This window comes from Lentzea flava (genome assembly GCF_014648475.1).
In the GTDB taxonomy this organism is placed as follows: domain Bacteria; phylum Actinomycetota; class Actinomycetes; order Mycobacteriales; family Pseudonocardiaceae; genus Lentzea; species Lentzea flava.
In genome coordinates, this window is sequence record NZ_BMRE01000002.1 from 432408 (window position 1) to 454850 (window position 22443).

Below are 22443 nucleotides of genomic sequence, written 5' to 3' on the forward strand. Positions count from 1 at the left end.
GAGACGGTCGTGATCGTGCGTGACGTGCTCGCCATCCTGGTGGGCACAGCTGTCGTCGTGCTGCCGGGCATGTCGCTGCTGCTGGCGCTCGGCGTGCGCCGCCCGCTGTGGTACGCGGCGGTCCCGACCGTCGCCTCCGTCGGCGTGGCGATGGTCACCGCCATCGTCTGCGCCCTGATCGGCCTGCCGTACGGCGTTCCCGCGCTCGGCGTGGTGACGTTCGCGCTGGCAGCGGTCGGGGTGTGGCGCCTGATCAGGGCACGTGCCGCCGCCTCGGAGAAGCCGCGCAGGCGGTTCCGGCTCGGCATGGGCGAGGTCCTCGGGCTGCTGCTCGTGCTGTGCGGCATGGGCCTCGGTGGCGCCATCTGGATGGCGGGCATCGACACGCTCAGCACCATCAGCCAAGAGCACGACATGATCATGCATTACGTGATCACGTCGTACATCGAGCGCACGGGCCACGGCGCTCCGTGGCAGCTCATGCCGAGCGATGTGCTCACGGGCGAGGCCATCTCGTTCTACCCGGCGGGCCTGCACCTGCTCATGTCGGTGTCGAGCGCGCTGACCGGGTCCGCGGCCGTCGGCATCAACGCGGTCACCATCGCGGTGCTCGCGTTCGGCTGGGCCGTCTCGGTCGCCTCGCTCGGTTTCGTCGCCGCTCGCCGCGCCGGCATCGGCCGCGGCGGCGCGATGATCGCGGGCGGCATCGCGTCGATCGTCGCGTCCGGCCTGTACCGGCCGGTGTTCTCGCTCATCCACGAGGGCGGCGTCCTGCCGAACGCGGCGACGCTCGTGCTCGCGCCGGGCGTGCTCGCCGTGCTGCTCACCGTCCCGCGCAAGGGCTGGGGCCCGGTCGTCGCGGTCGCGTTCAGCTGCCTCGGCATCCTCGCGATCCACCCGAGCGCCATGGCCACGGTCGGCGTCAGCCTGATCGCGTGGTGGATCGGCGAGGCCTTCACCAGGGGCGGACTGCGCCGGATCCTCGGCCAGCTCCCCAGGATCGCGGCGGCGGGCGGCATCGCGGTCGTGATCGGCCTGCCGCTGCTCGTCCAGCTCTTCGGCGTCTCCGGCGGTGCACCGAACGCCCCCGCGGACAGCCCTCCCATCCCGTTCGCCGACGCGCTCGGCAGCTCGCTGGGAATGGTCTACTGGGGCTTCGTGATGGAGCACCGCGCCCACCCGCAGCTCGCGGCCGCGGTCATCACGCTGGTCGGCGCCGCCGCCGTGCTGTACGCCCGCAAGGGACTCGGTGTCTTCGCCGCGTGGCTCGCGTGGGTGATCATCGAGATCGCCTACTGGACCAGCCCGGGCAAGGGCTGGGAGTCGATCATCACCGGCCTCTTCTACCACTCGAACCTGCGCATCTGGTCGCACATCTCGCTGTTCGCGCCGGTCCTCGGCGCCGTCGGCGTGGTGCTGATCGCCTCCCGCGTCGCGCTGTGGCTCGGCAACCGCGCACCGGTGTTCCGCCGCCGCGTCCGGTTCGCGGCGCTCGGCCTCTCGTTCGTGATGGGCCTGGTCTACCTGGCGTGGCCGGCCGTGAACTACGCGCGCATCGAGGCCGACTACATCGCGAACCGCTACGCGCGCCCGAACTTCGTGCGCGTGGGCGTCGACGACGGCAAGGCCATCGCCTGGCTCGGCGACAAGATCAAGCCGGGCGAGCGGGTGCTCAACTCCGCGAACGACGGCTCGACCTTCCTCTACGTCGACGAGGGCATCCCCATCGTCAACATCTCGTCGCTCGGCAACGCGAAACTCCCGCACACCTACCGGCTGCTGAAGAGCCTCAACACCTTCCCGTCCAACCCGGAGGTCCGGAAGTCGTTGAAGGACCTCAACATCCGCTGGGTGTACGTCGACACGAGCGCACCGCTCATCGGTGCGGCGACGTCGCCAGAGGACTGGGTCGACACCAACACCTTCTCGTTCCCCAAGGGTTTCGAGCACCTCGACGGCCTGCCAGGACTGGAAAAGGTGTTCACCTCGGGCCCCGTGTCCATCTACGAAATCGACGCGAGCGTCCTCAACGGGACCTCCTGACCAACGAAGGGGGCGCCGCCGCCGGGTGGTGTCCCTTCGGGATACTGGCGAAATGACGAGCGCTCCCAGCCTCAGCATCGTGATCCCGGTGTACAACGAGCCGGAGTGGATCGGCCGTTCGATCGGCGCGCTGCAGACGGCACTGCGCAACGCGGACTGGCCCGCCGAGATCGTCGTGGTCGACGACGGCAGCACGGACGACACCCCGAAGCGCCTCGCCGAGCTCGACGGCATCACCGTGATCTCGCAGTGCAACGGCGGCCGGTTCGCCGCTCGCATGGCGGGACTCGAGGCGGCGCACGGCGAGTTCGTGCTGCTGCTCGACAGCCGCGTGATCATGGAGCCGGACTCGTTCGTGTACCTGCGCGAGCAGTTCGCGCAGCACCCCGACCGTCTCGTGTGGAACGGCCACATCAACACCGACACGACCGGAAACCCGTACGCGGGCTTCATGACCGGTCTCGTGACCGTGGGCTGGCGGAAGTACGTCGCGAACCCGCGTCTGGTGTCGTTCGGTGCCGACGAGTTCGACTCCTACCCCAAGGGCACCGGCATCTTCCTCGCGCCGCGCGCCACGTTGCTGCGCGCCGCCACGTCGTTCGAGTCGCTCTACGACGACCCGAAGCTCGCGAGCGACGACACCCGCATGCTGCGCTCGATCGCCGACGAGCACCGGATCTGGCTCAGCCCGGGGTTCGCCGCGCAGTACAACAGCCGTGACTCGCTGCAGAAGTTCGTGAAGCACGCGTACTTCCGCGGCACGACGTTCGTCGACAGCTACCTCGACTCGCCCGGTCCCGTCCGCACGGCGGCCGCGGGTGCCGGCGTGCTCGGTCTGGTCGGACTCTTCGTGCTCGCCAAGTTCCCGAAGACGGGCATCCTGCTCGGCCTCGGCGGTTCGGCGGCAGCGGGTGTCGTAGTGCGCAGGATGGGCGCGACCAGGGACCAGTCGTTCGCCGTGGCCAAGCTGCTGCCGCTGTTCGCCGCGGTGTTCGGCGCGGGCGTGGTGCGCGGTCTGCTGATGGCGGCGAAGAAGGCGGCGGGGAAGTGACCGAGAGGACCGCGGGCCGTTCCCTCGGGACCGTCGGCATCGCGGTCCTCATCGCGGCGGGACTGGGCTATCCGATCCTGCTCGTCACCGCCCGGCTGCTCGAACCCGCCGACAACGCGATCTTCCTGGCGTTCTGGGGAATCGTGTTCGGCGTCGGCAGCGCGCTCAGCCCGGTCGAACAGGAGCTGTCGCGCCTGGCCGCCGAGGCCGACGTGGCGGGCCGCAGGGCCGGACCGACCGTCGTCCGCACGGTCGTGGTCGCCGCTGTGGTCGTCGGTCTTTTCGGTCTGGTCATGGCGATTCCCGCGATCAGCGAACGGCAGTACGGCGCGTACAGCGCGCTCGCCGTCGTCGCGCTGGCCTCCTCGCTGGGATTCGCGGTCCAGTTCGGCGTCCGCGGTCTGCTCATCGGCTCGCACCAGGCGAAGCCGTTCGGTGGTCTGGTGGTGACCGAGGCCGCGGTGCGCATCGTGCTGGTGGGTGCGTTCGCCGTGCTCGGCTGGAGCGGTGTCGTGCCGCTCGCGGTGGCGGTGGCGGCGGGCTCGTTCGCGTTCCTGCCGTTCGCGTTGCCCGCGCGCAGACTGGTCGAGTTCACCGGTCACGCCGAGCCGTGGGGCGTGGTGACGCGCCGGTTGCTGCTGCTGATGCTGAGCGCCGGCCTGACGGCGTCCGTGCTGACCGGCTACCCGGCGGTGGCGAAGTTCTTCGCCACCGAGGCCGACCTGAAGGCGCTGGGCGGGTTGTTCGTGGCGCTCACCGTCGCCCGCGTGCCGCTGCTGCTGCTGTCGCCGGTGCAGGCGATGGCGGTGCCGACGGTGGTGCGACTGTCGCATCAGGAGGACGGTCACCGGAAGTTGATCGCCTTGCTGACCAAGGGTTTGCTCGCGGCGTTCGGTCTGGCCGCCCTCGGCGCGGCCGTCGGCTGGCTGGTCGGACCGTGGGCCGTGCGGTTGCTGTTCGGCGCGGAGTACGTCGTCGCCGGCTGGGCGGTCGCGGGGCTCGTGTGGTCCTCGGTGCTGCTGGGGGCCGTGATGCTGCAGGCGGCCGTGCTGGTGGCCCGTGCGCAGGGTGGTCGGGTGCTCGCGCTGTGGACGGTCGTGGCCGCGCTGAGCATGGGTGTGCTCGCGTTGACGCCCGCCGACATGGTGGTGCGCACCGTGCTCGGTCTGGTGATCGCGCCGACCGCGGGTGTGTTCGTCGCACTGGCGCTCGTACTGCGGGCTGATGCTCGTGACGCTCGGACGGGTGGTTAGGCTGACGCCCGTGTCTGACTCGGTCGACCTGCGGCGAGTGCTGATCGTTCTGCCTGCTCTCAACGAAGAGCACAACATCGACAAAGTCATCGCCGAGGTGAAAGCCGCTCTGCCTGACGTCGGGATCCTCGTGGTGGACGACGGGTCCACGGACCAGACGTCGTTGCGCGCGCGTGAGAGCGGGGCTCAGGTGGCGCGCCTGGCCGTCAACCTGGGTGTCGGCGGCGCGATGCGCACCGGGTTCCGCTACGCCGTCCGCAACGGGTTCGACGTCGTGGTCCAGGTGGACTCCGACGGCCAGCACAACCCGGCGCACGTGCCGGAGCTGCTGCGCGAGCTGGACCACGCGGACATCGTCATCGGCGCCCGGTTCGCCGGCAAGGGCGACTACAAGGCCCGAGGCCCGCGTCGCTGGGCCATGAAGCTCTTCGCCGTGGTGATCTCGGCGATCTCCGGCACGAAGCTCACCGACGTCACGTCGGGGTTCAAGGCGTCGGGGCCGCGCGCGGTGCGCCTGTTCGCCTCCCACTACCCGGCGGAATACCTCGGTGACACGCTGGAGGCGCTCGTCATGGCGGCGCGGGCCGACCTGAAGATCACGCAGGTGCCCGTGGAGATGCGGGTGCGCGCCGGCGGCACGCCGAGCACGTCCCCGGTGAAGTCCGCCGTCTACCTGCTGCGGGCCACCCTCGCGCTGACGCTCGCGCTGGTTCGCCGCAAGCCCAAGACCGGCTCCTTCGAAGCCGCTTAGGAGACTCCCGTGTCTGCGTTCCGATTGCTGGCGATTGTGGTCGCGGCGCTCGTGCTGATCGTCGTGATCGAAATGATGCGACGCCGCAAGCTTCGCGAGAAGTACGCGGGAATGTGGCTGTTCGTCGGTATCGGCGTGGTCTGTTTGGGTGCGATCCCCGGCCTTCCGACGTGGTTGTCGAACCTCACCGGTATCCAGCTCGCGGCCAACTTCCTCTTCGCCGCCGCCGCGTTCACGCTGCTCTTCGTCGTGCTGCAGCTGTCGAGTGAAGTGGGTCACCTCGAAGAAGAGGTGCGCACGACGGTCGAAGAGATCGCTTTGCTGCGTTGTGAGCTGGAAGCGGTGCGTGCCGAGCTGGACAAGCGAGTGACGAGCGCCGAAGAACAACTTCTCCGAGCGCGGCCCTGAATTCCGGTCACTCTCGGCATGCAGGTAACCTCGCTTGCCGTGAGCTTCGCAGGTTATGACCTGATCGTCGTCGGTTCCGGATTCTTCGGCCTCACGGTCGCCGAGCGCACCGCGTCCCAGCTGAACAAGCGGGTGCTGGTGCTGGAGCGTCGTGACCACATCGGCGGTAACGCCTACTCGGAGGCCGAGCCCGAGACAGGGATCGAGGTGCACCGCTACGGCGCGCACCTGTTCCACACGTCCAACAAGCGCGTGTGGGAGTACGTGAACCAGTTCACCGAGTTCACCAACTACCAGCACCGCGTGTTCGCGATGCACGGCGGGCAGGCCTACCAGTTCCCGATGGGCCTCGGTCTCCTCTCGCAGTTCGTCGGCCGCTACATGTCGCCGGAGGACGCGAAGAAGTGGGTGGCCGAGCAGGCCGCCGAGATCGACACCAAGGACGCGCAGAACCTCGAGGAGAAGGCGATCTCGCTGATCGGCCGTCCCCTCTACGAGGCGTTCATCAAGCACTACACCGCGAAGCAGTGGCAGACCGACCCGAAGGAGCTGCCCGCGGCGGTCATCAGCCGCCTGCCGGTGCGCTACAACTTCGACAACCGCTACTTCAACGACACCTACGAGGGTCTGCCGGTCGACGGCTACACCGCGTGGCTCGAGAAGATGGCGGACCACCCGAACATCGACGTGAAGCTGTCCACGGACTTCTTCGACGTGCGTGACGAGATCCCCGCCGGCACGCCGATCGTCTACACGGGCCCGCTGGACCGCTACTTCGACTACTCGGAGGGCTGGCTCGGCTGGCGCACGCTCGACTTCGAGCAGGAAGTCCTGCCGATCGGCGACTTCCAGGGCACGCCGGTCATGAACTACAACGACGCGGACGTCCCGTACACCCGCATCCACGAGTTCCGGCACTTCCACCCGGAGCGCGACTACCCGACGGACAAGACGGTCATCGTCCGCGAGTACTCCCGGTCCGCGGAGAAGGACGACGAGCCGTACTACCCGATCAACACGTCCGAGGACCGGGAGAAGCTCGAGCGCTACCGTGAGCTCGCCAAGAAGGAAGCCTCCGAGAAGAACGTCATCTTCGGCGGCCGCCTGGGCACCTACAAGTACCTCGACATGCACATGGCGATCGGGTCCGCGCTCAGCGTGTTCGACAACAAGATCGCGCCGCACCTGACTGAGGGCAAGTCCCTCGACGGTTCGCTGGACTGATCCTTCAGCCCGCCTGACCTGCGTCTCAGCCGGTCAGGCGGGCTTTCGGCGCTCACGGGTACTATGGGCGCCCTGACGTCGTGCCACCTCTCTCAGTGGCCGCAGCCATCGAAGACAGCTGACTCGAACCGGCAATGCCAGGTCGGTTCGTCGGAGGAAGCACGTGACCGAGCAGGCCAAGGCCGCCGCTGCCAAGACGATCGACCCGAACAAGGTGCTCCAGCGCGTGATCATGCCGCGCGACGAGGACCCGCTCGACGTTCGGCCGCTGTACCTCGACGAGCCCGAGAACGTGCACAGCCACGTCTCGAGCAGGCGCGCGGTCACGGTCCCGAAGTCGGCGAAGGTGTCGTTCGCGTCGTACTTCAACGCGTTCCCCGCCAGCTACTGGAAGCGCTGGACGGTCATCGAGGACGTCGTCCTGCGCATGTCCGTGCGCGGCTCCGGGCGCATCGACGTCTACCGCTCCAAGCCGAGCGGTGACGTCATCCACCTCGAAGGCACGATGATCCGCAGCCCCAAGGCGTGGACCGAGGTGTCGCTGAAGATCAACCTGGCTCCGTTCGAGGACGGCGGCTGGATCTGGTTCGACGTCTTCACCGATGACTCCACGCTGGAGATCGACGAGGCGGCGTGGACCACCGAGCAGGAGCTCCCCGAGCAGAAGCTCGCCATCGGCATGACGACCATGCGCCCGGTCGACGCCGTGATCGCGTTGCGCGCGCTCGGCGAGGACCCGACGGTCCTCAACGTCGTGCAGAAGGTCTTCGTCGCCGACCAGGGCGCCGTGAAGGTCCGCGCGACCGAGGGCTTCGCCGAGGCGGCCAAGCTGCTGGGGGACAAGCTCGAGGTCATCGAGCAGGACAACCTCGGCGGCTCCGGCGGCTTCACCCGCGGCCTGTACGAGGCGATCGAGCACACCGACGTCGCCCAGATCATGCTGATGGACGACGACATCCGCCTGGAGCCGGACGCGGTGCTGCGCTCGAACGCGTTCGCCCGCGCCGCCGCCCAGCCGGTCATCGTCGGCAGCCACATGCTGAACCTGCAGGCCCGCGCGCGTCTGCACAGCATGGGCGAGGTCGTCGACCTGGCCACGTGCTACTGGCGCGAGGCACCGGGCGCGGTCACCGACCACGACTTCGGCGCCGAGTCGCTGCGCGAGACCGAGGAACTGCACGCCCGCATCAACTCCACCTACAACGGCTGGTGGATGTGCCTCTTCCCGCGTGAGGTCGTCGAGCGCACCGGCTACCCGCTGCCGCTCTTCATCAAGTGGGACGACGCGGAGTACTCGCTGCGCGCGCTGGAGCGCGGCTTCCCGACGGTGTCGCTGCCGGGTTCGGCCGTGTGGCACATGCCGTGGACGGACAAGAACGACGCCACCGACTGGCAGGCGTACTTCCACACCCGCAACCGCCTGATCATGGCGGCCCTGCACAGCCCGTACGACGTGCGGAAGACCCTGATGAAGCAGGGCATGAAGCTGTCGCTGCGGCACCTGCTGTCGATGGAGTACTCGACCGTCGCGATCCAGCAGAAGGCAGTCGAGGACTTCCTCGCGGGCCCGTCGCGCCTGTTCGACTCGCTGCGCACGGCCCTGCCGGAGATCCGCGAACTGCGCAAGCGCTACACGGACGCCCAGGTCCTGCCGTCGGCGCGGGAGTTCCCGGCCCCGACGTTCGACATGGTCCGCGCCGAGCAGATGCTGACCCCTCCGACGAACCCGGTCACCATCGCCACCGAGGCGGGCAAGGCCCTGGTGCACAACCTGCGCGCCCCGCAGCCGTCCACGGTGGACCGCCCGCAGATCAACGTGCCGGCCGCGAACGCCCGCTGGTTCCTTCTGGGCAACCTGGACAGCGCCACGGTGTCCAACGCGGACGGCAGCGGCGTCGCGTTCCGCAAGCGCGACCCGAAGGAGTTCCGCGAGCTGGGCAAGCGCGCCGCTCGCAACTACCGCCGCCTCGCCGCCGAGTGGCCGCGGATGCAGAAGATCTACCGCGACGCCCTGCCCGAGCTGACCTCGGTCGAGGCGTGGCGCAAGGTGTTCGAGAACTGAGCTGACCCACCACCCGAGGGGTGGCCCTGTTGCCATGCGACGGGGCCACTCCTCGGGTGTCTCCAGGTTTGCCTAACGAGACGTGTGCAACTGTGCAACCGTTAATTCATGGTGAGCCAAACAACAACTGTGAGCTTCGTCGCCCACCCCGACGACGATCTGCTCTTCATGAACCCGGACATCGCCTCGGACATCCAGGCGGGCTACAACGTCTGGGTCGTCTTCATGACCGCAGGTGACGTACCGCTGCGGCCGGGCAAGAGCCACGGCGGCATGGGCTACGCCGACATGCGCATCAACGGCGCAAGAACCGCCTACGCCCGCGCGGCCAGATCGCCCAACTCCTGGACCTTCGAAGAGATGGCGTTCGGCGACCACTCGGTAGCCACCAACCGCCTGGACGGCACGAACGTCAGGCTGGTCTTCACGTTCATCCACGCCGCCTCGGGCCCCGAGGACAACTGCGGCGACCTGTACCGCCTCTGGAACGTCCCGGACTTCGTAGCCCACCCGATCGACGGCCGCCCCGGCTACACCCGAGCCTCGATCGGCACCATGATCCGCGGCATCCTCGACACGGCCCAACCCGCCTACATCAGAACGCTGAGCACCCTCGGCCACCACGAGGGCGACCACATCGACCACACAGCCGCAGCCCTCCTCGTAGCCGAGGCGAACCGCGACGAAGAGGGCCTCACACTGGTCCAGCGCGACGAGTACATCGGCTACCTGGCCTCCAGGACCGACGCGCCGTGGGACGAGAACGTCTTCGGCTTCTGGCGAGACGAGAAGACCGCGATCTGGAACGAGTACTGGCCCCGCGATCCCGAGCTGTTCGCGGGTGCCTGGTTCCTGGCGATGGCGCGGCAGTACCTGCTCGTCGATCGCACCGACCCGCCCGGCAACGCCTGGGAGCCGCCGACCGACTTCGTCGATCTGTGCTGAGCCCGAACTCGCCGGACTTGGTCGATGTCCCTTGAAGCCCGCCCCATCCAGATGGCTGAGGCGGGCTTTGGTGTGTGGGGTTAGGTGGTGATGGTGGTGTTGCCGATGTTGTACCAGCCGGCCCTGTCGGTCATGTTGTCGCCGATGTAGGCGGGGTCGCGTTGGCCGAGTGGAGGTACGTCCGATCTTCGGATACGCCGCGTGGGCAGAGCCTGTGGTGCCACCGGTTGAGTGACGTCAGCCCTTGATCCCGGTCTCCGTCACCCCTCGCACCAGGAACCGCTGCATCCCCACGAACACCACCACCAACGGCGCGATCGACACGGCAGCCGCCAGGAACAGCTGACTCACGTTGATCGACTGCGCCGTCAGGAACGTCGACAGCGCCACCTGCACCGTCCAAGCGTCCTGATCCTGCGCGATCACCAACGGCCACAGGAACTGGTTCCACGACGTCACGAACGCGATGACCCCGAGCGCCGCGAAGAACCCGCGCGAATTCGGCACCACGATCCGCCAGTACGTCCCCCAGTGCCCGAGCCCGTCGATCCGTGCCGCCTCCTCCAGCTCCCGCGGGAAACCGAGGAAGTACTGCCGGAACAAAAAGGTGGTGAACCCGCTGAACAGCCCAGGGATCACCAGCCCGCGCAGATCCGAGACCCAGCCCAGCGAAGACACCACCACGAACGTCGGCACGAACGTCACAGCCGCCGGGATCATCAGCGTGGCAACGACGAGGTACAGCACCACATTCGCGTACCGATAAGGAATCCGCGCGAGCCCGTACCCCGCCAGCCCACACAGCAGCAACTGTCCCACCGTCTGCAGCACGGCGACCACAAGGGAGTTGACCATGCTGCGCACCAGCGGCACCGCGGGATCGCTGAACAACAAAGCGAAGTTCTCCCAGCGGATCGAGCGCGGCCAGAACGTCCACGACGGCGCGGTGATCTCCTGCTCGCTCGCCAGACCGTTGCGCAGCACCAGGTAGAACGGGATCAGGAACACCACCGCGGCCACTGACAGCGCCAGGTACCGGACGGCCTTCATCGCGTGATCACCCGTCCCTGCAACAAAGTCACGCCCGCGATCAGCAGAGTGAGGATCACCGCGCCCGCGCTGCCGTGCCCGAAGTCCTGTCCGCCGGAGCCCAGGGCCGTGTAGTAGAGGTAGATCAACGGCGGTCGCGCGAACGGTGGGTAGCCGCGGTCTGTTCCCAGGACGTTGTAGAACTCGTCGAAAGCCTGGTAGGCCGCCACCAGCAGCAACAGCACGACGGCCACCGACGTGGTTTGCAGTTGTGGCAACGTGATGTGCCGCAGCGTCTGCCAGCCGCGGGAGGCCCCGTCTATCCACGCCGCCTCGTAGAGGTGGTGCGGGATTCGTTGCAGGCCCGCGATGAAGAGGATCATGTAGAACCCGAGTTGCAGCCACAGCCGCAGCGTCACGAGCACGAGCCAGTACCAGGGCGGGGACGTCGACACCGTCCACGCGATCGGCTCCGCGCCGAACCAGGCCAGCACCGTGTTCGCGAGGCCGAAGCGAACGCCGTTGAAGATCGAGAGCTTCCACACCAGCGACGCCACGACGTACGAGCACGCCGTCGGCAGGAAGAACACCGAGCGGAAGAAGGCCTGCATGAAGCTGATCTGGTTGACCAGCAACGCAAGTGCCAGGGCCAGCACGAACGTCAGCGGCACGATGAACGCCGCGAACACGCTGAACGTGCCCAGGCTCGACAGGAAGGGCTTGTCCGTCAGCATGTCCGCGTAGTTCCGGAGCCCGACGAACGACGTGGGCGTCACCGTGTTGCGGGCGTCGAAGAACGACAGCAGCAGGCTCCACACGATCGGCACGTACACGAACACGAGCAGCCCGATGGCGAACGGGCCGACGAACAGCCAGAACGCGCGTCCGTTCCTCATCCGTACAGGCGCTTCAGCTCGTCCCGCACCTTCGCCGCCGCGCCGCGGAGTTCCTCGTCCGCGCGAGCACCGTCACGGACCACGCGCGACACCGCGTCGTTGAACGCGGTCCGCATCACCGACGTCCAGTCCGGTGGGTTGGACGCCTTCGCGTTGTCCCGCACGAACTTCACGGCGTCGGCGGCCGCGCCGGAGGTCAGCTTCGACGCCTTGGCGGAGATGCTCTTGCGCGGCGGGATGTGGAAGCCGTAGCCGAGGTTGAAGTCCTCCTGGTAGTCGGTCCGCTCGATCCACAGCCAGCGCACGAACTCCTTCGCCTCGTCGATCCGCTTCGACTTGGCGTTGACCATCGCGCCGAACGCGCCGACCGGCACGCTCGGACTGCCGGCGGAGGTGAGCTTCGGGAACGGCAGCACGCCGAAGTCGTCGCCCAGCGCCTTCTGCACGGCGGGAACGGCCCACAGGCCCGTCCACTGCATCGCGACGAGGCCCTGGGTGAACGCGTCGGGCTCCGCCCAGTCCTTCACCGCGCCGAGGAGCAGGCTGTCGCTGGTGTAGAGCTCGCGCAGCTTGCCGATCGCCTGGGCCGCAACAGGATCGTCGAACCCGACCTGGTGGTCGCGGACGTAGTCGAGTCCCGCCGACCACAGCGCGGGGCCGGCCAGCACGCCGCCGCCACCGTCGTTGCCGGCGAAGAGGCCCTTGACCCCGTCACGGGTCAGGCGTCGAGCCGCGTCGATCAGCTCGTCCACAGTGGACGGTGGCTGGACTCCCGCCTGGGCGAACATGCTCTTGCGGTAGAACAGCATCTGCATGTCCACCGCCTGCGGGACGCCGTAGACCTTCCCGTCAACCGTGTGCGTGGCGAGAATCGGCTCGGAGAAGTCGCTCCTGGCGTCGCCGAAGACGTCGTCGAGCGGCACGACCTGACCCGAACGGACCGAGCTGATCTGCAGGGTGGACTCGAAGACGTCCGGTCCGCCGTCGGACAGCAGGCTCGTCGCGAGCTTGGAGTCGTAGTCGCCGGGGTTCCACTGCACGTCGACCGGGGTCTTGGGGTACGACTTGGCGTATCTCTCCACCGCCTGCTGCACGCCGGGCTCGCCGTAGGCGTGGTACCACTGCCGCAGGGCCTGGCCGTTGCCGCCCCTGCCGGTGTTCGATCCGCACGCCGCGAGCAAGGCGCTCGCTCCTGCCAGGGAGAGAAGTCTGCGTCGGGAGATCACCCATCACGTCTTACTCCGATCACCTCTCGTGCGCGAGCGGTTACTCGAAGTGCGCCACCACGACGTTGGAGAAGTTCACGACGTACTCACGGCCGTCCGGGCCCGCGATCGGTTGAGTGTGGCCGTTGCGGACGATCTGGGTCAGCCGTGGCGCGAGATCGTCCCGCGTCTGTTCGGTGACGGTGAGAGTGATCGGGTTCGGGTTTGCGGCGAGGAACAGCACAAGTCGGCTCATGCCGTTCAGCAAACCGCGTCCAGACGATGTGCAGAGGGCGGTTTCGCGGGGAGCGATTCCGCCCTCAGCAGATCACTTGCGGAAGAAGCGCTCCCGCTGACCGAGGCGCACGAGCTTGACCCACTCGACGAACGCCTTCGGGTCCCGCTTCACCGCGAGGAAGTACAGGCCGAACCGGAACACCTCCAGCGCGCCCAGCTTGCGCATGCCCGGCTGCGACAGCAGGTACCCGCGGTTGCGGTAGGTGTAGTAGCGCTTGATCGGGTTCTCCGGGTCCTGGGCGTGGAACTTGCCGCCCAGCATCGGCTTGAACTCGTCGGAACCGTCCGGGTGGACGTAGGCGACTCGCAGCGACGTGCCGAACGGCAGGCCGGAGCGGACGAGGCGGCGGTGGATCTCCACCTCGTCGCCGCGGAAGAACAGGCGGTAGTCCGGCACGCCGACGACGTCCAGCGTGGACGCGCGGAACAGCGCGCCGTTGAACAGCGAGGCGATGCCCGGCAGGAAGGTCGTGCCGAGCTCGGCAGCGGACCGCTTCCACGTCAGGCCGCGGCGCAACGGGAACGCGAGCTTGTCCGGGCTGTCGATGTTCGTGACGACCGGAGAGATCTCCGCGAGGTTGCGGCGGTCGGCCTCTTCGAGCAGCACGGCCAGCACGTTCTCGTCGGCGGGACGGCCGTCGTCGTCGGCCAGCCACACCCAGTCGGCGCCCAGTGAGAGCGCGTGCAGGATGCCCAGCGCGAAGCCGCCCGCGCCGCCGAGGTTGCGGTGCGACGGCAGGTAGGTCGTGGGAAGCGGGCACTGCTCGACGAGGTCGTCGACCGGCTGGTCAGGGCCGTTGTCGACGACTACGAGGTGGTCGGGGACACGGGTCTGGGTCGCGAGCGCCTTGAGCGAGGAGGCCAGCAGCTCGCGGCGGTGGCGGGTGACCACCACCGCGACGACGGAGCCCTTGGGCAGTGCCTGGAGGTTCACTTCTCTATTCGCCGCCGTTTCCGCTGAGAACCGGGGTCTCGTCGTGCTGGTGCATCCGCTCGAACGGGTCGAAGCCCTTGTACGCGGTCAGCACCTCACGCAAGCCGCCGTGCATCTTCACATGGCCCTCGTCCATCCAGATAGCCGTGTCGCAGAACTCCGCCAGGAACTCGTCGGAGTGGTTCGCGAACACCAGCAGGCCGGAGCGGGCCACCAGGTCCTTGAGCCGGTCGCGGGCCTTCGCCATGAACGCCGCGTCGACCGCGCCGATGCCCTCGTCGAGCAGGAGGATCTCGGGGTTGATCGAGGTGACCACGCCCAGCGCCAGCCGGACGCGCATGCCGGTCGAGTAGGTGCGCAGCGGCATCTGCAGGTAGTCACCGAGCTCGGTGAACTCCGCGATGTCGTCGACGCGGGACTCCATCTGCTTGCGGGTCATGCCGAGGAACAGGCCCCGGATCATGATGTTCTCGTAGCCGGAGATCTCCGGGTCCATGCCGACGCCGAGGTCGAAGACCGGCGCCACCTTGCCGACGATGCGCGAGTGGCCGCGCGTGGGCTCGTAGATGCCCGCCAGCAGGCGCAGCAGCGTGGACTTGCCGGCACCGTTGTGGCCCACCAGGCCGACCCGGTCGCCGTCCTTGAGCGACAGCGTGATGTCGTGCAGCGCCTCGATGATCGGGACGCGGCCCTCTGAGCCGATCTTGCCGCCGACCTTGCCGAGTGCGAGCTTCTTCAGCGACCTCGACTTCGCGTCGAAGATCGGGAAGTCGACCGATGCGTTCCAGACGTCGATGCTGACCATGGTTGTCTCGGCCTCCTTCTCAGACCCAGTAGGAAACGCGGGCGCGGTAGTTGCGCAGGATGACGAGCGCGGCGAGCCAGCCGACGACGGTGAAGGAGCCGACGACCACCCAGTGGTGCCAGTCGATCGCGTGGCCGAGCAGCGGGGCCCTGACCACCTCGACGAAGTGGTACACCGGGTTGAGCTCGGCGATCAGCATGCGCCAGTCGTTCTGGCCGCCACCGGTGACCCGCTGCAGCACGCCGGCGTCCCACACGATCGGCGTCATGAAGAACACCAGGTTGATGAAGCTGTTCACGACCGGCGGGATGTCGCGGAAGCGGGTGCTGATGACGCCGAACAGCAGGGCGATCCACACCGCGTTCACCGCGAGCAGCATGAAGCCGGGAACAGCGAGGACGATCGTCCAGCTGATGCCGGGGTGGGTCGGGCCGTTCTCGCTGATCTGGTACTGGTGATCGAGCGACGTGAAGAAGATGGCGAGCACCACCACGTAGACCACGAGGTTGTGCGCGAAGAACAGCACCTGGCGCCACACCATGCGCATCACGTGCACCGTGATCGGCGCGGGCAGGTGCTTGATGAGCCCCTCGTTCGCGATGAACACGTCGGTGCCCTCGGTGATGCAGCCGAGGATGAAGTTCCAGACGATGAAGCCGACCGTCACGTACGGCAGGAACGTGGGGACGTTCGTGTCGAACAGCACCGAGTACAGCAGGCCGAGCGCCAGGGCTGTCGTGCCCATCGAGATGGTGATCCACAACGGACCGATGACCGAGCGGCGGTAGCGCTGCTTGATGTCCTGCCAGCCGAGGTGACCCCACAGTTCGCGGTGGTCCCACGCCTCCCGCACATCGGCGAACGCGCGCTTGAAGCTGCGCGACTTGACGGCAGGCGGCGCCTCGGGGTGGTCGAGCGTACTGGTGGCTTGCACGAGGACTGAGCGTACCGGCGCCGGTTGAACGACCTGGACGCCGGTACGTCACGGGGTGGTCACCGAGCGGGGATCTTGGTCACTTTCATGGTCACCTGCTCGTTGTCGTAGGTGAACGACTCGTAGCTGAACTCGATCCCGGTCTGCTCGACGTACTCGGTCCAGGCCTTGTGCTCGTGCTCCTGCCAGCCGGGGAAGTTGAAGTACTCGTCGAACAGGATGACGCTGCCCTCGACCAGCCGCGGCCCGACCAGCTCCAGCACGGTCTTCGTCGACGAGTAGAGGTCGCAGTCGACGTGCAGGAACGTGACCGGGCCCTCGTGGGTCTCCAGAAAGCCGGGCAGCGTCTCGTCGAACCAGCCGACGACCAGCTCGGCACCGGGCACCTCCGGCAGGCCGTCGACGTTGAACGCGCCGGCCGGGAAGCCGTTGCGCCAGTTCTCCGGCAGCCCCTCGAACGAGTCGAAGCCGTAGACGTCCTTGCCCTCGCGGGCGGTGGCGATGATCTTCAGCGTGGTGCCGGTGTAGACGCCGAACTCCAGCGCGAGCCCGCCCTCTGGCGCGAGCGACAACGCGTGCTCGAGGGTCTCGTGGGGGTGACCGAACTGCGGAGCGTGCGGCATGTGCTCGCGCACGAACGTCGCACTCTGCAGCGCGGCCTCCTGCTCGCCCGCGAACACGAGATCCCTGCGTGTGCGGACCTCGAGCTGGCGGGTCTGGTCCACGGCGCGGTCGCCCTGGTGGCGAATCTCCACGCGCAGCTCGTCCACCTGGCGCTGCAGGTCGGCGATCTGCGCCCGCATCGGGGCCATCGCATCGCTCACGATTTCGATCGCCTTGACACGCAGCTTGTGGCGTAACTGCTTGGCCGCCAGGCCGCGGCGCACCTGCTCGAGCACGCTGGCTCCTCTCCAGGAAAGGTCAGCGCATCGTAGAACCACTCCACGGGGGGACGGCTAGAGGTACTGACCGGTGCCTTTGCCGGTGGCGCCGCCGTCGTGGCCGTCGACGCCGCCGCCCGCGGGCAGGGCGCGGCCGCGCATCTGCTCCAGCTGTGCCCGCGCGGCCATCTGCTGCGCGAACAGGGCCGTCTGGATGCCGTGGAACAGGCCCTCCAGCCAGCCGACGAGCTGAGCCTGCGCGATCCGCAGCTCGGCGTCCGACGGGGTGCCCTCCTCCGTGAACGGCAGCGAGAGGCGCTCCAGCTCCTCGCGCAGCTCCGGCGCGAGGCCGTCCTCGAGCTCGTCGATCGACCGCTTGTGGATCTCCTTGAGGCGGTTGCGGCTGGCCTCGTCCAGAGGTGCCGCCCGCACCTCCTCAAGCAGCTGCTTGATCATCGTGCCGATCCGCATGACCTTCGCCGGCTGCTCGACCATGTCGGTGATGTCGCCGTCCTGGCCGCCGACGATGACGACTGGCTGCTCCTTGTTCATGGTCTCCATCCTGGCCTTCTCCGGTGAGCGGAGGTTATCCGGGTGGGGGCTGGCCGACACCGTGTTTGCCTTCATACGTACGGTGTGTGGCATGGCGTTCGACGTCGCACGGGTACGAGGGCTCTTCCCCGCGCTCGGCGACGGCTGGGTCCACCTCGACGCACCGGCCGGCATGCAGGTGCCCGAACAGGTCGCCACCGCCGTCTCCACCGCGCTGCGCGCCCCGGTCTCCGGACCAGGCGGTATTTTCCCTGCCTCGCAACGGGCAGAAGCCATCGTGGACGCTGCCCGCAGGGCCGTCGCCGACCTCGTCGGCGGTGATCCGGCCGGTGTGGTGCTCGGTCCGTCGTCCGCGGTGCTGCTGCAACGTCTCGCGGACGCGATGACCGACGACTGGTTCATGGGCGACGAGGTGCTCGTCTCCCGGCTGGACCACCCGGCGAACATCGCGCCGTGGCTGCGCGCCACCCAGCGCACCGGCAGCGCGGTCAAATGGGCAGAGATAGACATCGAGACCTGCGAGCTGCCGAGCTGGCAGTACGACGACCTGGTCACGGACCGCACGAAGCTCATCGCGATCACCGCGGCCTCCGGCGTGGTCGGCACCCGCCCCGACCTGGGGAAGATCTCCGCGGTGGCTCGCGCGCACGGGTCGTTGATGGTCGTGGACGCGTCCTCGGCCGCGCCCTTCGTGCCGTTGGACATCGTTGGCATGGGTGCCGACGTCGTGGCTCTTTCCGCAGGTCAGTGGGGTGGTCCGCCGGTGGGTGCGCTGGTGTTCCGCGACCCGTCGGTGCTCGAGCGGCTGCCGTCGTGCTCGGTCGACCCCGCGGCCCGCGGTCCCGAGCGGCTCGAACTGGGCCCGCACGCCTACCCGATGCTCGCCGGGCTCGTCGCGTCCGTGGAGTACCTCGCGGACCTCGACGACGCGGCCACGGGCACGCGCCGTGAGCGTCTGGTCACATCTTTGGGATCCGTGAAGGCGTACCAGGCCGGGCTGCTCGCTAATCTCATCAACGAACTGCGTTCGCTGCGACACGTGATGGTGATCGGCGACGCCATGCGCAGGGTTCCCGCGCTGGCGTTCACGATCGCCGGGGTCAAGGCGGAGGACGGCGTGGAACACCTCGCGTCACGGGGTGTCTGCGCGTTCGCCGACCCCGGTCAGCACGGGGTGTTCTCGGTGCTGGGTGTCGGCGAGGTCGGCGGCGCCATCCGCGTCGGGCTCGCGCACTACACGAACGCGGTCGAGGTGGACGACCTGGTGAGGGCGGTGGCCGAGCTGGGCTGAGGGACTTGGGAGATCTTGCTTGGACGACTCGCTTGCTCGCGAGCTCGCCGATCTCTCGGCCCTGCAGCGCATCGCCTCGCTGAACACGGAGTACCTGCCGTGGTCCCCCGGCGACCTCAGACCGGCGGCCCTGGTCGCGGTGATGGACGAGATCGTGCTGGGCGCCCGCACCGTGCTGGTGGAGCTGGGCTGCGGCTCCTCCTCGGTCCTGCTGGCCAGGTTGCTGTCCCAGCGCGGGTTCGGGCACCTGTTGTCGATCGAGCACGACGAACGCACGGCCGCCTTCGTCGCCTCGCAGCTGCGACGTGAAGGGCTGGGATCGGTCGCGCGCGTCGTGCACGCGCCGCTGTCCCGGCATCCGGCGGCGTTGTCGCGGCACGGCCAGTGGTACGCGCCGCAGCAGGTCCACGACGAGGTGCTCGCGTACATCGACCGGTTCGGACTGGTGGACCTGCTGCTCATCGACGGCCCTGGGCTCGGCGACTCGCGTTATCCGGCCTTGCCCGTGCTGCGCGCGGTACTGGCGCCGGGAGCGACGGTGCTGGTCGACGACGTCGACCGGCCGGACGAGCAGGCCGTGCTGACGCGGTGGTCCGAGGAGTTCAGGCTGGAGTTCCGCACGGCTCCCCGGACCTCGCTCGCCGCGGCTACCGCTCTCGCCTGAGCAGGACCTTTCCGAAGACGTCGCCCTCCTCCAGCAGCCGGTGCGCCTCCGCCGCGTCCGACATCGGCACGATCTCGCCGACGATCGGCTTCACCGCACCGCTCTCGATCAACGGCCACAGGTGCTCGCGGACCTGCGCCACGATCGCGCCCTTGCTGTCGACGCTGCGGCCGCGCAGGCCGGTCGCCATGACCATCGCCCGCTTGGTGAGGAGCTTGCCGATGGGCAGCTCGCCCTTCACCCCGCCCTGCATGCCGATGATCATCAACCGGCCGTCGGGCGCGAGGACGTCGACGTTGCGGGGCAGGTAGGCGGCGCCCATGTTGTCGAGGACCACGTCGGCCTGCTTGACCTCGGCCACGAAGTCCTGGGTCTTGTAGTTGACGGTGATGTCCGCGCCGAGCTCCGCGCACCTGCGCAGCCGCTCGTCGGACCCGGCGGTGGCCGCGACGGTCGCGCCGAGCGCCTTGGCGACCTGGATCGCGTGCGTGCCGATGCCGCCCGCGCCGCCGTGGACGAGGAACGTCTCGCCGGTCTTGAGCCTGCCGTCCATCACGACGTTCGACCACACCGTGCACGCCACCTCGGGCAACGCGGCCGCCGTGACGACGTCAACGCCCTTCGGCAGCGGCAGCACCTGTTGCGCCGGAACGGCGACCTTCTCCGCGTAACCGCCACCGGCGAGCAGCGCGCACACCTCGTCACCGACGTTCCAGCCGGTCACGCCCTCGCCGAGCGCGGCGATGGTGCCGGAGCACTCCAGGCCGATGATGTCCGACGCTCCGGGCGGCGGCGGGTAGAAACCTTGGCGCTGCAGGAGATCCGCGCGGTTGACGGCACTCGCGGCGACGTCGATCAGCACCTCGCCCTTGCCGGGCACCGGGTCTGCGACCTCCGTCCACTCGAGCACGTCAGGGCCGCCGGGTTCGCGAACAGTGATGGCACGCATACAGTCGACCGTAATCCGTTCGACGGGGCAGGCACCATCGGAACATGGACGCCTGGCCTCTGCGACACCTCGTTCTCCGCACCCCGCGCCTCGGACTGCGCCCCGACGACGACGAAGGGCTGTTCGAGCTCGTCGAGGTGGCGAAGGGAGGCGTCCACGACCCGGCGGAGATGCCGTTCACCGTGCCGTGGACCGACTGGATCGCCAAGGACGACGGCCGCGCCATGCTCCAGTTCTTCTGGGGCCAGCGCGCGAAGCTGACGGCGAACGACTGGTCGGTGACGTTCCTGATCCGGCACGAGGGCGAGGTCATCGGCGCGCAGGACGTCCGTGCCCAGGACTTCGCGGTGCTGCGCGAGGTCGAGACCGGGTCGTGGATCGGCCAGAAGTTCCACGGCCACGGCTTCGGCACCGAGGTGCGGGCTGCCGTGCTGCAGTTCGCGTTCGACCACCTGGGCGCCCGGATCGCACGTTCGGCGGCGTGGGTCGGCAACCGCGCGTCGAACCGGGTCAGCGAGAAGCTCGGCTACGTCCAGGACGGCACGCTCGCGGTCGCACCCCGCGGCGAGCGACTTGAGCACGTGCGACTGCGCTTGGACGCCGCGAACTTCGTGCGCCCGGAGTGGAAGGTCGCGGTCGAGGGCCTCGCGGAGTGTGTTCAGCTGCTCACCGGCTGAACACCCGACGGGCGACGGTTGTGGCCCAGGTCTCCTTTTTGTGAGGGTTCAGCCGACTCTCGAACGAAGGGGATCGTTCATGTCCGGCAGATCCAAGCTGGCGACGGTGCTCGCCATCTCCGCACTCGTCGCCGCCCCGACCGCCACCGCCTCCGCCGCCGAGCCGGAAGGCCCGGCACTCGCCAAGAAGCTCGCGAAGAAGGTCACCGTCGAGGGTGTCAACCGGCACCTGATCGCGTTGCAGCGCATCGGTGACCGCAACGGCGGCACCCGCGCCGCCCTGACCCCCGGCTACGACGCGAGCGTCGACTACGTCGCCGGCAAGCTCCGCGACGAGGGCTTCATCGTCTCGACGCCGACCTTCGACTTCGACATCCAGGTCCCCGACGCCAAGTTCGCCCGCGTGGACGGGGTGAGCTACGAGGCGCTCGTCATGACCGCCTCACCGCAGACCCCGGTCGGCGGCGTGACCGGCCCGCTGCGCGTCGTCCCTGAGGACGGCAACACCGGCTGCGAGGCGTCCGACTTCGCCGGCCAGGACTTCACCGGCTCCGTCGCGCTGATCCGCCGCGGCGGGTGCACGTTCGAACAGAAGCACCTCAACGCCTTCGCCGCCGGCGCCGTCGCCGTGCTGGTCTCGAACAACGTCGCGGGCCCGCTCTCCGGCGTGACGCTGACCAACCCCGGCAGGATCCCGACCGGCGGTGTCTCCCAGGCCGACGGCACGACGCTCGCGACGAAGGCCGGTTCGGCCATCACCGTCGACATGCGCTACCACCTGGAGAAGCGCACCCAGCGCAACGTCATCGCGCAGACCAGGACGGGCCGCACGAACAACGTCGTGATGGCGGGCTCGCACCTGGACAGCGTCGAGGTCGGCCCCGGCATCAACGACAACGGCTCCGGTTCCGCGGCGCTCCTGGAAACCGCGCTGCAGCTGGGATCCCGTCCGAAGATCGACAACGCGATCCGCTTCGCCTGGTGGGGTGCGGAGGAGCGCGGCCTGATCGGTTCGCGCGAGTACGTCCGTTCGCTGTCGTTCGAGGAGCAGCTGGACATCGCGCTGTACCTGAACTTCGACATGGTCGCGTCGCCGAACGCCGCGTACTTCATCTACGACGGCGACAACTCCGACGGCGTCGGCTCCCCGGCGGGCCCGTACGGCTCGGCGCAGATCGAGAAGGCCTTCGCCGACTACTTCGCGGCCAAGGGCGTCCCGACCGAGGGCACCGACTTCACCGGTCGCTCCGACTACGGCGAGTTCATCCTGCAGGGCATCCCGGCCGGTGGCCTGTTCACCGGTGCCGAGGGCGTCAAGACCGCGGCCCAGGCGGCCAAGTGGGGCGGCACCGCGGGGGTGGCCTACGACCCGTGCTACCACTCGAAGTGCGACAACCTCGGCAACATCGACCGCGTGGCACTGGGCCGCAACGCGGGCGCCATCGCGTTCGTGACGGCCACCTACGGTGTGTCCACCGAGGACGTCAACGGCGTGCCGCCGCGAGACGAGCGGGCGCAGGTCCGTTCGTCCGCTGCTCTGATGAAGGCCGATGTGCACGACGACCACTCGCACGACGCCATCGCGTGACCGC

At 68.4% G+C, this 22443-nt stretch carries 23 protein-coding genes; 12 read left to right on the plus strand and 11 right to left on the minus strand.

Annotated elements, in window-relative coordinates; translation table 11 throughout:
- Window positions 1-9 precede the first annotated feature (9 nt).
- The 8 genes from IEZ09_RS06285 (at window position 10) to IEZ09_RS06320 (ending at window position 9737) form a co-directional block, all read left to right on the plus strand.
- Window positions 10-2043, plus strand: coding sequence for a DUF6541 family protein (locus IEZ09_RS06285; RefSeq protein WP_189252581.1), 2034 nt, complete (start codon window positions 10-12; stop codon window positions 2041-2043).
- A gap of 52 nt (window positions 2044-2095) precedes the next feature.
- Entirely contained in the window at window positions 2096-3094 is a 999-nt protein-coding gene (locus IEZ09_RS06290) for a glycosyltransferase family 2 protein (protein ID WP_189252582.1), read from the plus strand.
- The gene (locus tag IEZ09_RS06295; protein WP_189252583.1) at window positions 3091-4347 is read left to right on the plus strand and encodes a lipopolysaccharide biosynthesis protein; all 1257 of its coding nucleotides are present in this window, start codon (window positions 3091-3093) and stop codon (window positions 4345-4347) included. Before IEZ09_RS06290 ends, IEZ09_RS06295 begins: the two co-directional genes overlap by 4 nt.
- Window positions 4319-5098, plus strand: a complete 780-nt coding sequence (locus IEZ09_RS06300; protein ID WP_189252584.1) for a glycosyltransferase family 2 protein — start codon at window positions 4319-4321, stop codon at window positions 5096-5098. The genes IEZ09_RS06295 and IEZ09_RS06300 overlap by 29 nt, the downstream gene beginning before the upstream one ends.
- 9 nt (window positions 5099-5107) lie before the next feature.
- Window positions 5108-5506, plus strand: a complete 399-nt coding sequence (locus IEZ09_RS06305; protein WP_189252585.1) for a DUF2304 domain-containing protein — start codon at window positions 5108-5110, stop codon at window positions 5504-5506.
- A gap of 18 nt (window positions 5507-5524) precedes the next feature.
- Window positions 5525-6730 carry a UDP-galactopyranose mutase gene (gene glf, locus IEZ09_RS06310; protein ID WP_189252586.1) on the plus strand — a complete coding sequence of 402 codons (1206 nt, stop codon included), beginning with the start codon at window positions 5525-5527 and terminating at the stop codon, window positions 6728-6730.
- A 163-nt stretch (window positions 6731-6893) separates the two neighbouring features.
- On the plus strand, window positions 6894-8792 hold the full coding sequence (locus IEZ09_RS06315; RefSeq protein ID WP_253730352.1) for a glycosyltransferase: 1899 nt from the start codon (window positions 6894-6896) through the stop codon (window positions 8790-8792).
- 129 nt (window positions 8793-8921) lie between these two features.
- A complete protein-coding gene (locus tag IEZ09_RS06320; RefSeq protein WP_189252587.1) occupies window positions 8922-9737 on the plus strand; it encodes a PIG-L family deacetylase in 816 nt (271 codons plus the stop codon).
- 80 nt (window positions 9738-9817) lie between these two features.
- On the opposite strand, the gene IEZ09_RS06325 is transcribed toward IEZ09_RS06320, so the two are convergent.
- From IEZ09_RS06325 to IEZ09_RS06370, 10 genes are all read right to left on the minus strand, one after another.
- Window positions 9818-9961: a hypothetical protein gene (locus IEZ09_RS06325; protein ID WP_189252588.1), complete on the minus strand. Its 144-nt coding sequence runs from the start codon at window positions 9959-9961 to the stop codon at window positions 9818-9820.
- Between the two features lie 13 nt (window positions 9962-9974).
- Window positions 9975-10787 (minus strand): carbohydrate ABC transporter permease, encoded by an 813-nt coding sequence (locus tag IEZ09_RS06330; RefSeq protein ID WP_189252589.1) that lies wholly within the window; start codon window positions 10785-10787, stop codon window positions 9975-9977.
- Entirely contained in the window at window positions 10784-11662 is an 879-nt protein-coding gene (locus tag IEZ09_RS06335; protein ID WP_189252590.1) for a carbohydrate ABC transporter permease, read from the minus strand. Before IEZ09_RS06335 ends, IEZ09_RS06330 begins: the two co-directional genes overlap by 4 nt.
- Complete coding sequence (locus IEZ09_RS06340) at window positions 11659-12888, minus strand: ABC transporter substrate-binding protein (protein ID WP_189252591.1); 1230 nt, start codon at window positions 12886-12888, stop codon at window positions 11659-11661. The genes IEZ09_RS06335 and IEZ09_RS06340 overlap by 4 nt, the downstream gene beginning before the upstream one ends.
- A gap of 40 nt (window positions 12889-12928) precedes the next feature.
- A complete protein-coding gene (locus IEZ09_RS06345) occupies window positions 12929-13123 on the minus strand; it encodes a hypothetical protein (RefSeq protein WP_189252592.1) in 195 nt (64 codons plus the stop codon).
- Window positions 13124-13195: 72 nt separating this feature from the next.
- A complete protein-coding gene (gene glfT1, locus IEZ09_RS06350; protein ID WP_229812281.1) occupies window positions 13196-14098 on the minus strand; it encodes a galactofuranosyltransferase GlfT1 in 903 nt (300 codons plus the stop codon).
- Between the two features lie 4 nt (window positions 14099-14102).
- Complete coding sequence (gene wzt, locus IEZ09_RS06355) at window positions 14103-14903, minus strand: galactan export ABC transporter ATP-binding subunit Wzt/RfbE (protein ID WP_189252593.1); 801 nt, start codon at window positions 14901-14903, stop codon at window positions 14103-14105.
- A gap of 19 nt (window positions 14904-14922) precedes the next feature.
- Window positions 14923-15837: a galactan export ABC transporter permease subunit Wzm/RfbD gene (gene wzm / locus IEZ09_RS06360; RefSeq protein WP_189252594.1), complete on the minus strand. Its 915-nt coding sequence runs from the start codon at window positions 15835-15837 to the stop codon at window positions 14923-14925.
- 59 nt (window positions 15838-15896) lie between these two features.
- Window positions 15897-16736, minus strand: a complete 840-nt coding sequence (locus tag IEZ09_RS06365) for a class I SAM-dependent methyltransferase (protein WP_229812282.1) — start codon at window positions 16734-16736, stop codon at window positions 15897-15899.
- A gap of 57 nt (window positions 16737-16793) precedes the next feature.
- On the minus strand, window positions 16794-17270 hold the full coding sequence (locus IEZ09_RS06370; RefSeq protein ID WP_268247603.1) for a bacterial proteasome activator family protein: 477 nt from the start codon (window positions 17268-17270) through the stop codon (window positions 16794-16796).
- A 91-nt stretch (window positions 17271-17361) separates the two neighbouring features.
- Between IEZ09_RS06370 and IEZ09_RS06375 the strand changes: the two genes are divergently transcribed.
- Together IEZ09_RS06375 and IEZ09_RS06380 are read left to right on the plus strand one after the other, a co-directional pair.
- Complete coding sequence (locus IEZ09_RS06375) at window positions 17362-18561, plus strand: cysteine desulfurase-like protein (protein WP_189252596.1); 1200 nt, start codon at window positions 17362-17364, stop codon at window positions 18559-18561.
- Window positions 18562-18580: 19 nt separating this feature from the next.
- Window positions 18581-19225, plus strand: coding sequence for a class I SAM-dependent methyltransferase (locus tag IEZ09_RS06380; protein ID WP_189252597.1), 645 nt, complete (start codon window positions 18581-18583; stop codon window positions 19223-19225).
- Here IEZ09_RS06380 and IEZ09_RS06385 read toward each other — a convergent pair.
- Window positions 19209-20174 carry an NAD(P)H-quinone oxidoreductase gene (locus IEZ09_RS06385; protein WP_189252598.1) on the minus strand — a complete coding sequence of 322 codons (966 nt, stop codon included), beginning with the start codon at window positions 20172-20174 and terminating at the stop codon, window positions 19209-19211. The two genes, IEZ09_RS06380 and IEZ09_RS06385, sit on opposite strands and share 17 nt — an antisense overlap.
- A 44-nt stretch (window positions 20175-20218) precedes the next feature.
- On the opposite strand from IEZ09_RS06385, the gene IEZ09_RS06390 reads away from it, so the two are divergent.
- The gene (locus tag IEZ09_RS06390; protein ID WP_189252599.1) at window positions 20219-20851 is read left to right on the plus strand and encodes a GNAT family N-acetyltransferase; all 633 of its coding nucleotides are present in this window, start codon (window positions 20219-20221) and stop codon (window positions 20849-20851) included.
- Window positions 20852-20930: 79 nt separating this feature from the next.
- Window positions 20931-22439: a M28 family metallopeptidase gene (locus tag IEZ09_RS06395; protein ID WP_189252600.1), complete on the plus strand. Its 1509-nt coding sequence runs from the start codon at window positions 20931-20933 to the stop codon at window positions 22437-22439.
- Window positions 22440-22443 lie beyond the last annotated feature (4 nt).

Excerpts from the sequence above, each read along its gene's own strand:
- IEZ09_RS06335 (WP_189252590.1), bottom strand. The coding sequence starts at position 11,662 with ATGAGGAACGGACGCGCGTTCTGGCTGTTCGTCGGCCCGTTCGCCATC.
- wzt (WP_189252593.1), bottom strand. The coding sequence starts at position 14,903 with ATGGTCAGCATCGACGTCTGGAACGCATCGGTCGACTTCCCGATCTTC.
- glf (WP_189252586.1), top strand. The coding sequence starts at position 5,525 with ATGCAGGTAACCTCGCTTGCCGTGAGCTTCGCAGGTTATGACCTGATC.
- IEZ09_RS06385 (WP_189252598.1), bottom strand. The coding sequence starts at position 20,174 with ATGCGTGCCATCACTGTTCGCGAACCCGGCGGCCCTGACGTGCTCGAG.
- IEZ09_RS06330 (WP_189252589.1), bottom strand. The coding sequence starts at position 10,787 with ATGAAGGCCGTCCGGTACCTGGCGCTGTCAGTGGCCGCGGTGGTGTTC.
- IEZ09_RS06390 (WP_189252599.1), top strand. The coding sequence starts at position 20,219 with ATGGACGCCTGGCCTCTGCGACACCTCGTTCTCCGCACCCCGCGCCTC.
- IEZ09_RS06290 (WP_189252582.1), top strand. The coding sequence starts at position 2,096 with ATGACGAGCGCTCCCAGCCTCAGCATCGTGATCCCGGTGTACAACGAG.
- IEZ09_RS06345 (WP_189252592.1), bottom strand. The coding sequence starts at position 13,123 with ATGAGCCGACTTGTGCTGTTCCTCGCCGCAAACCCGAACCCGATCACT.
- IEZ09_RS06375 (WP_189252596.1), top strand. The coding sequence starts at position 17,362 with ATGGCGTTCGACGTCGCACGGGTACGAGGGCTCTTCCCCGCGCTCGGC.
- IEZ09_RS06300 (WP_189252584.1), top strand. The coding sequence starts at position 4,319 with ATGCTCGTGACGCTCGGACGGGTGGTTAGGCTGACGCCCGTGTCTGAC.
- IEZ09_RS06395 (WP_189252600.1), top strand. The coding sequence starts at position 20,931 with ATGTCCGGCAGATCCAAGCTGGCGACGGTGCTCGCCATCTCCGCACTC.
- IEZ09_RS06370 (WP_268247603.1), bottom strand. The coding sequence starts at position 17,270 with ATGAACAAGGAGCAGCCAGTCGTCATCGTCGGCGGCCAGGACGGCGAC.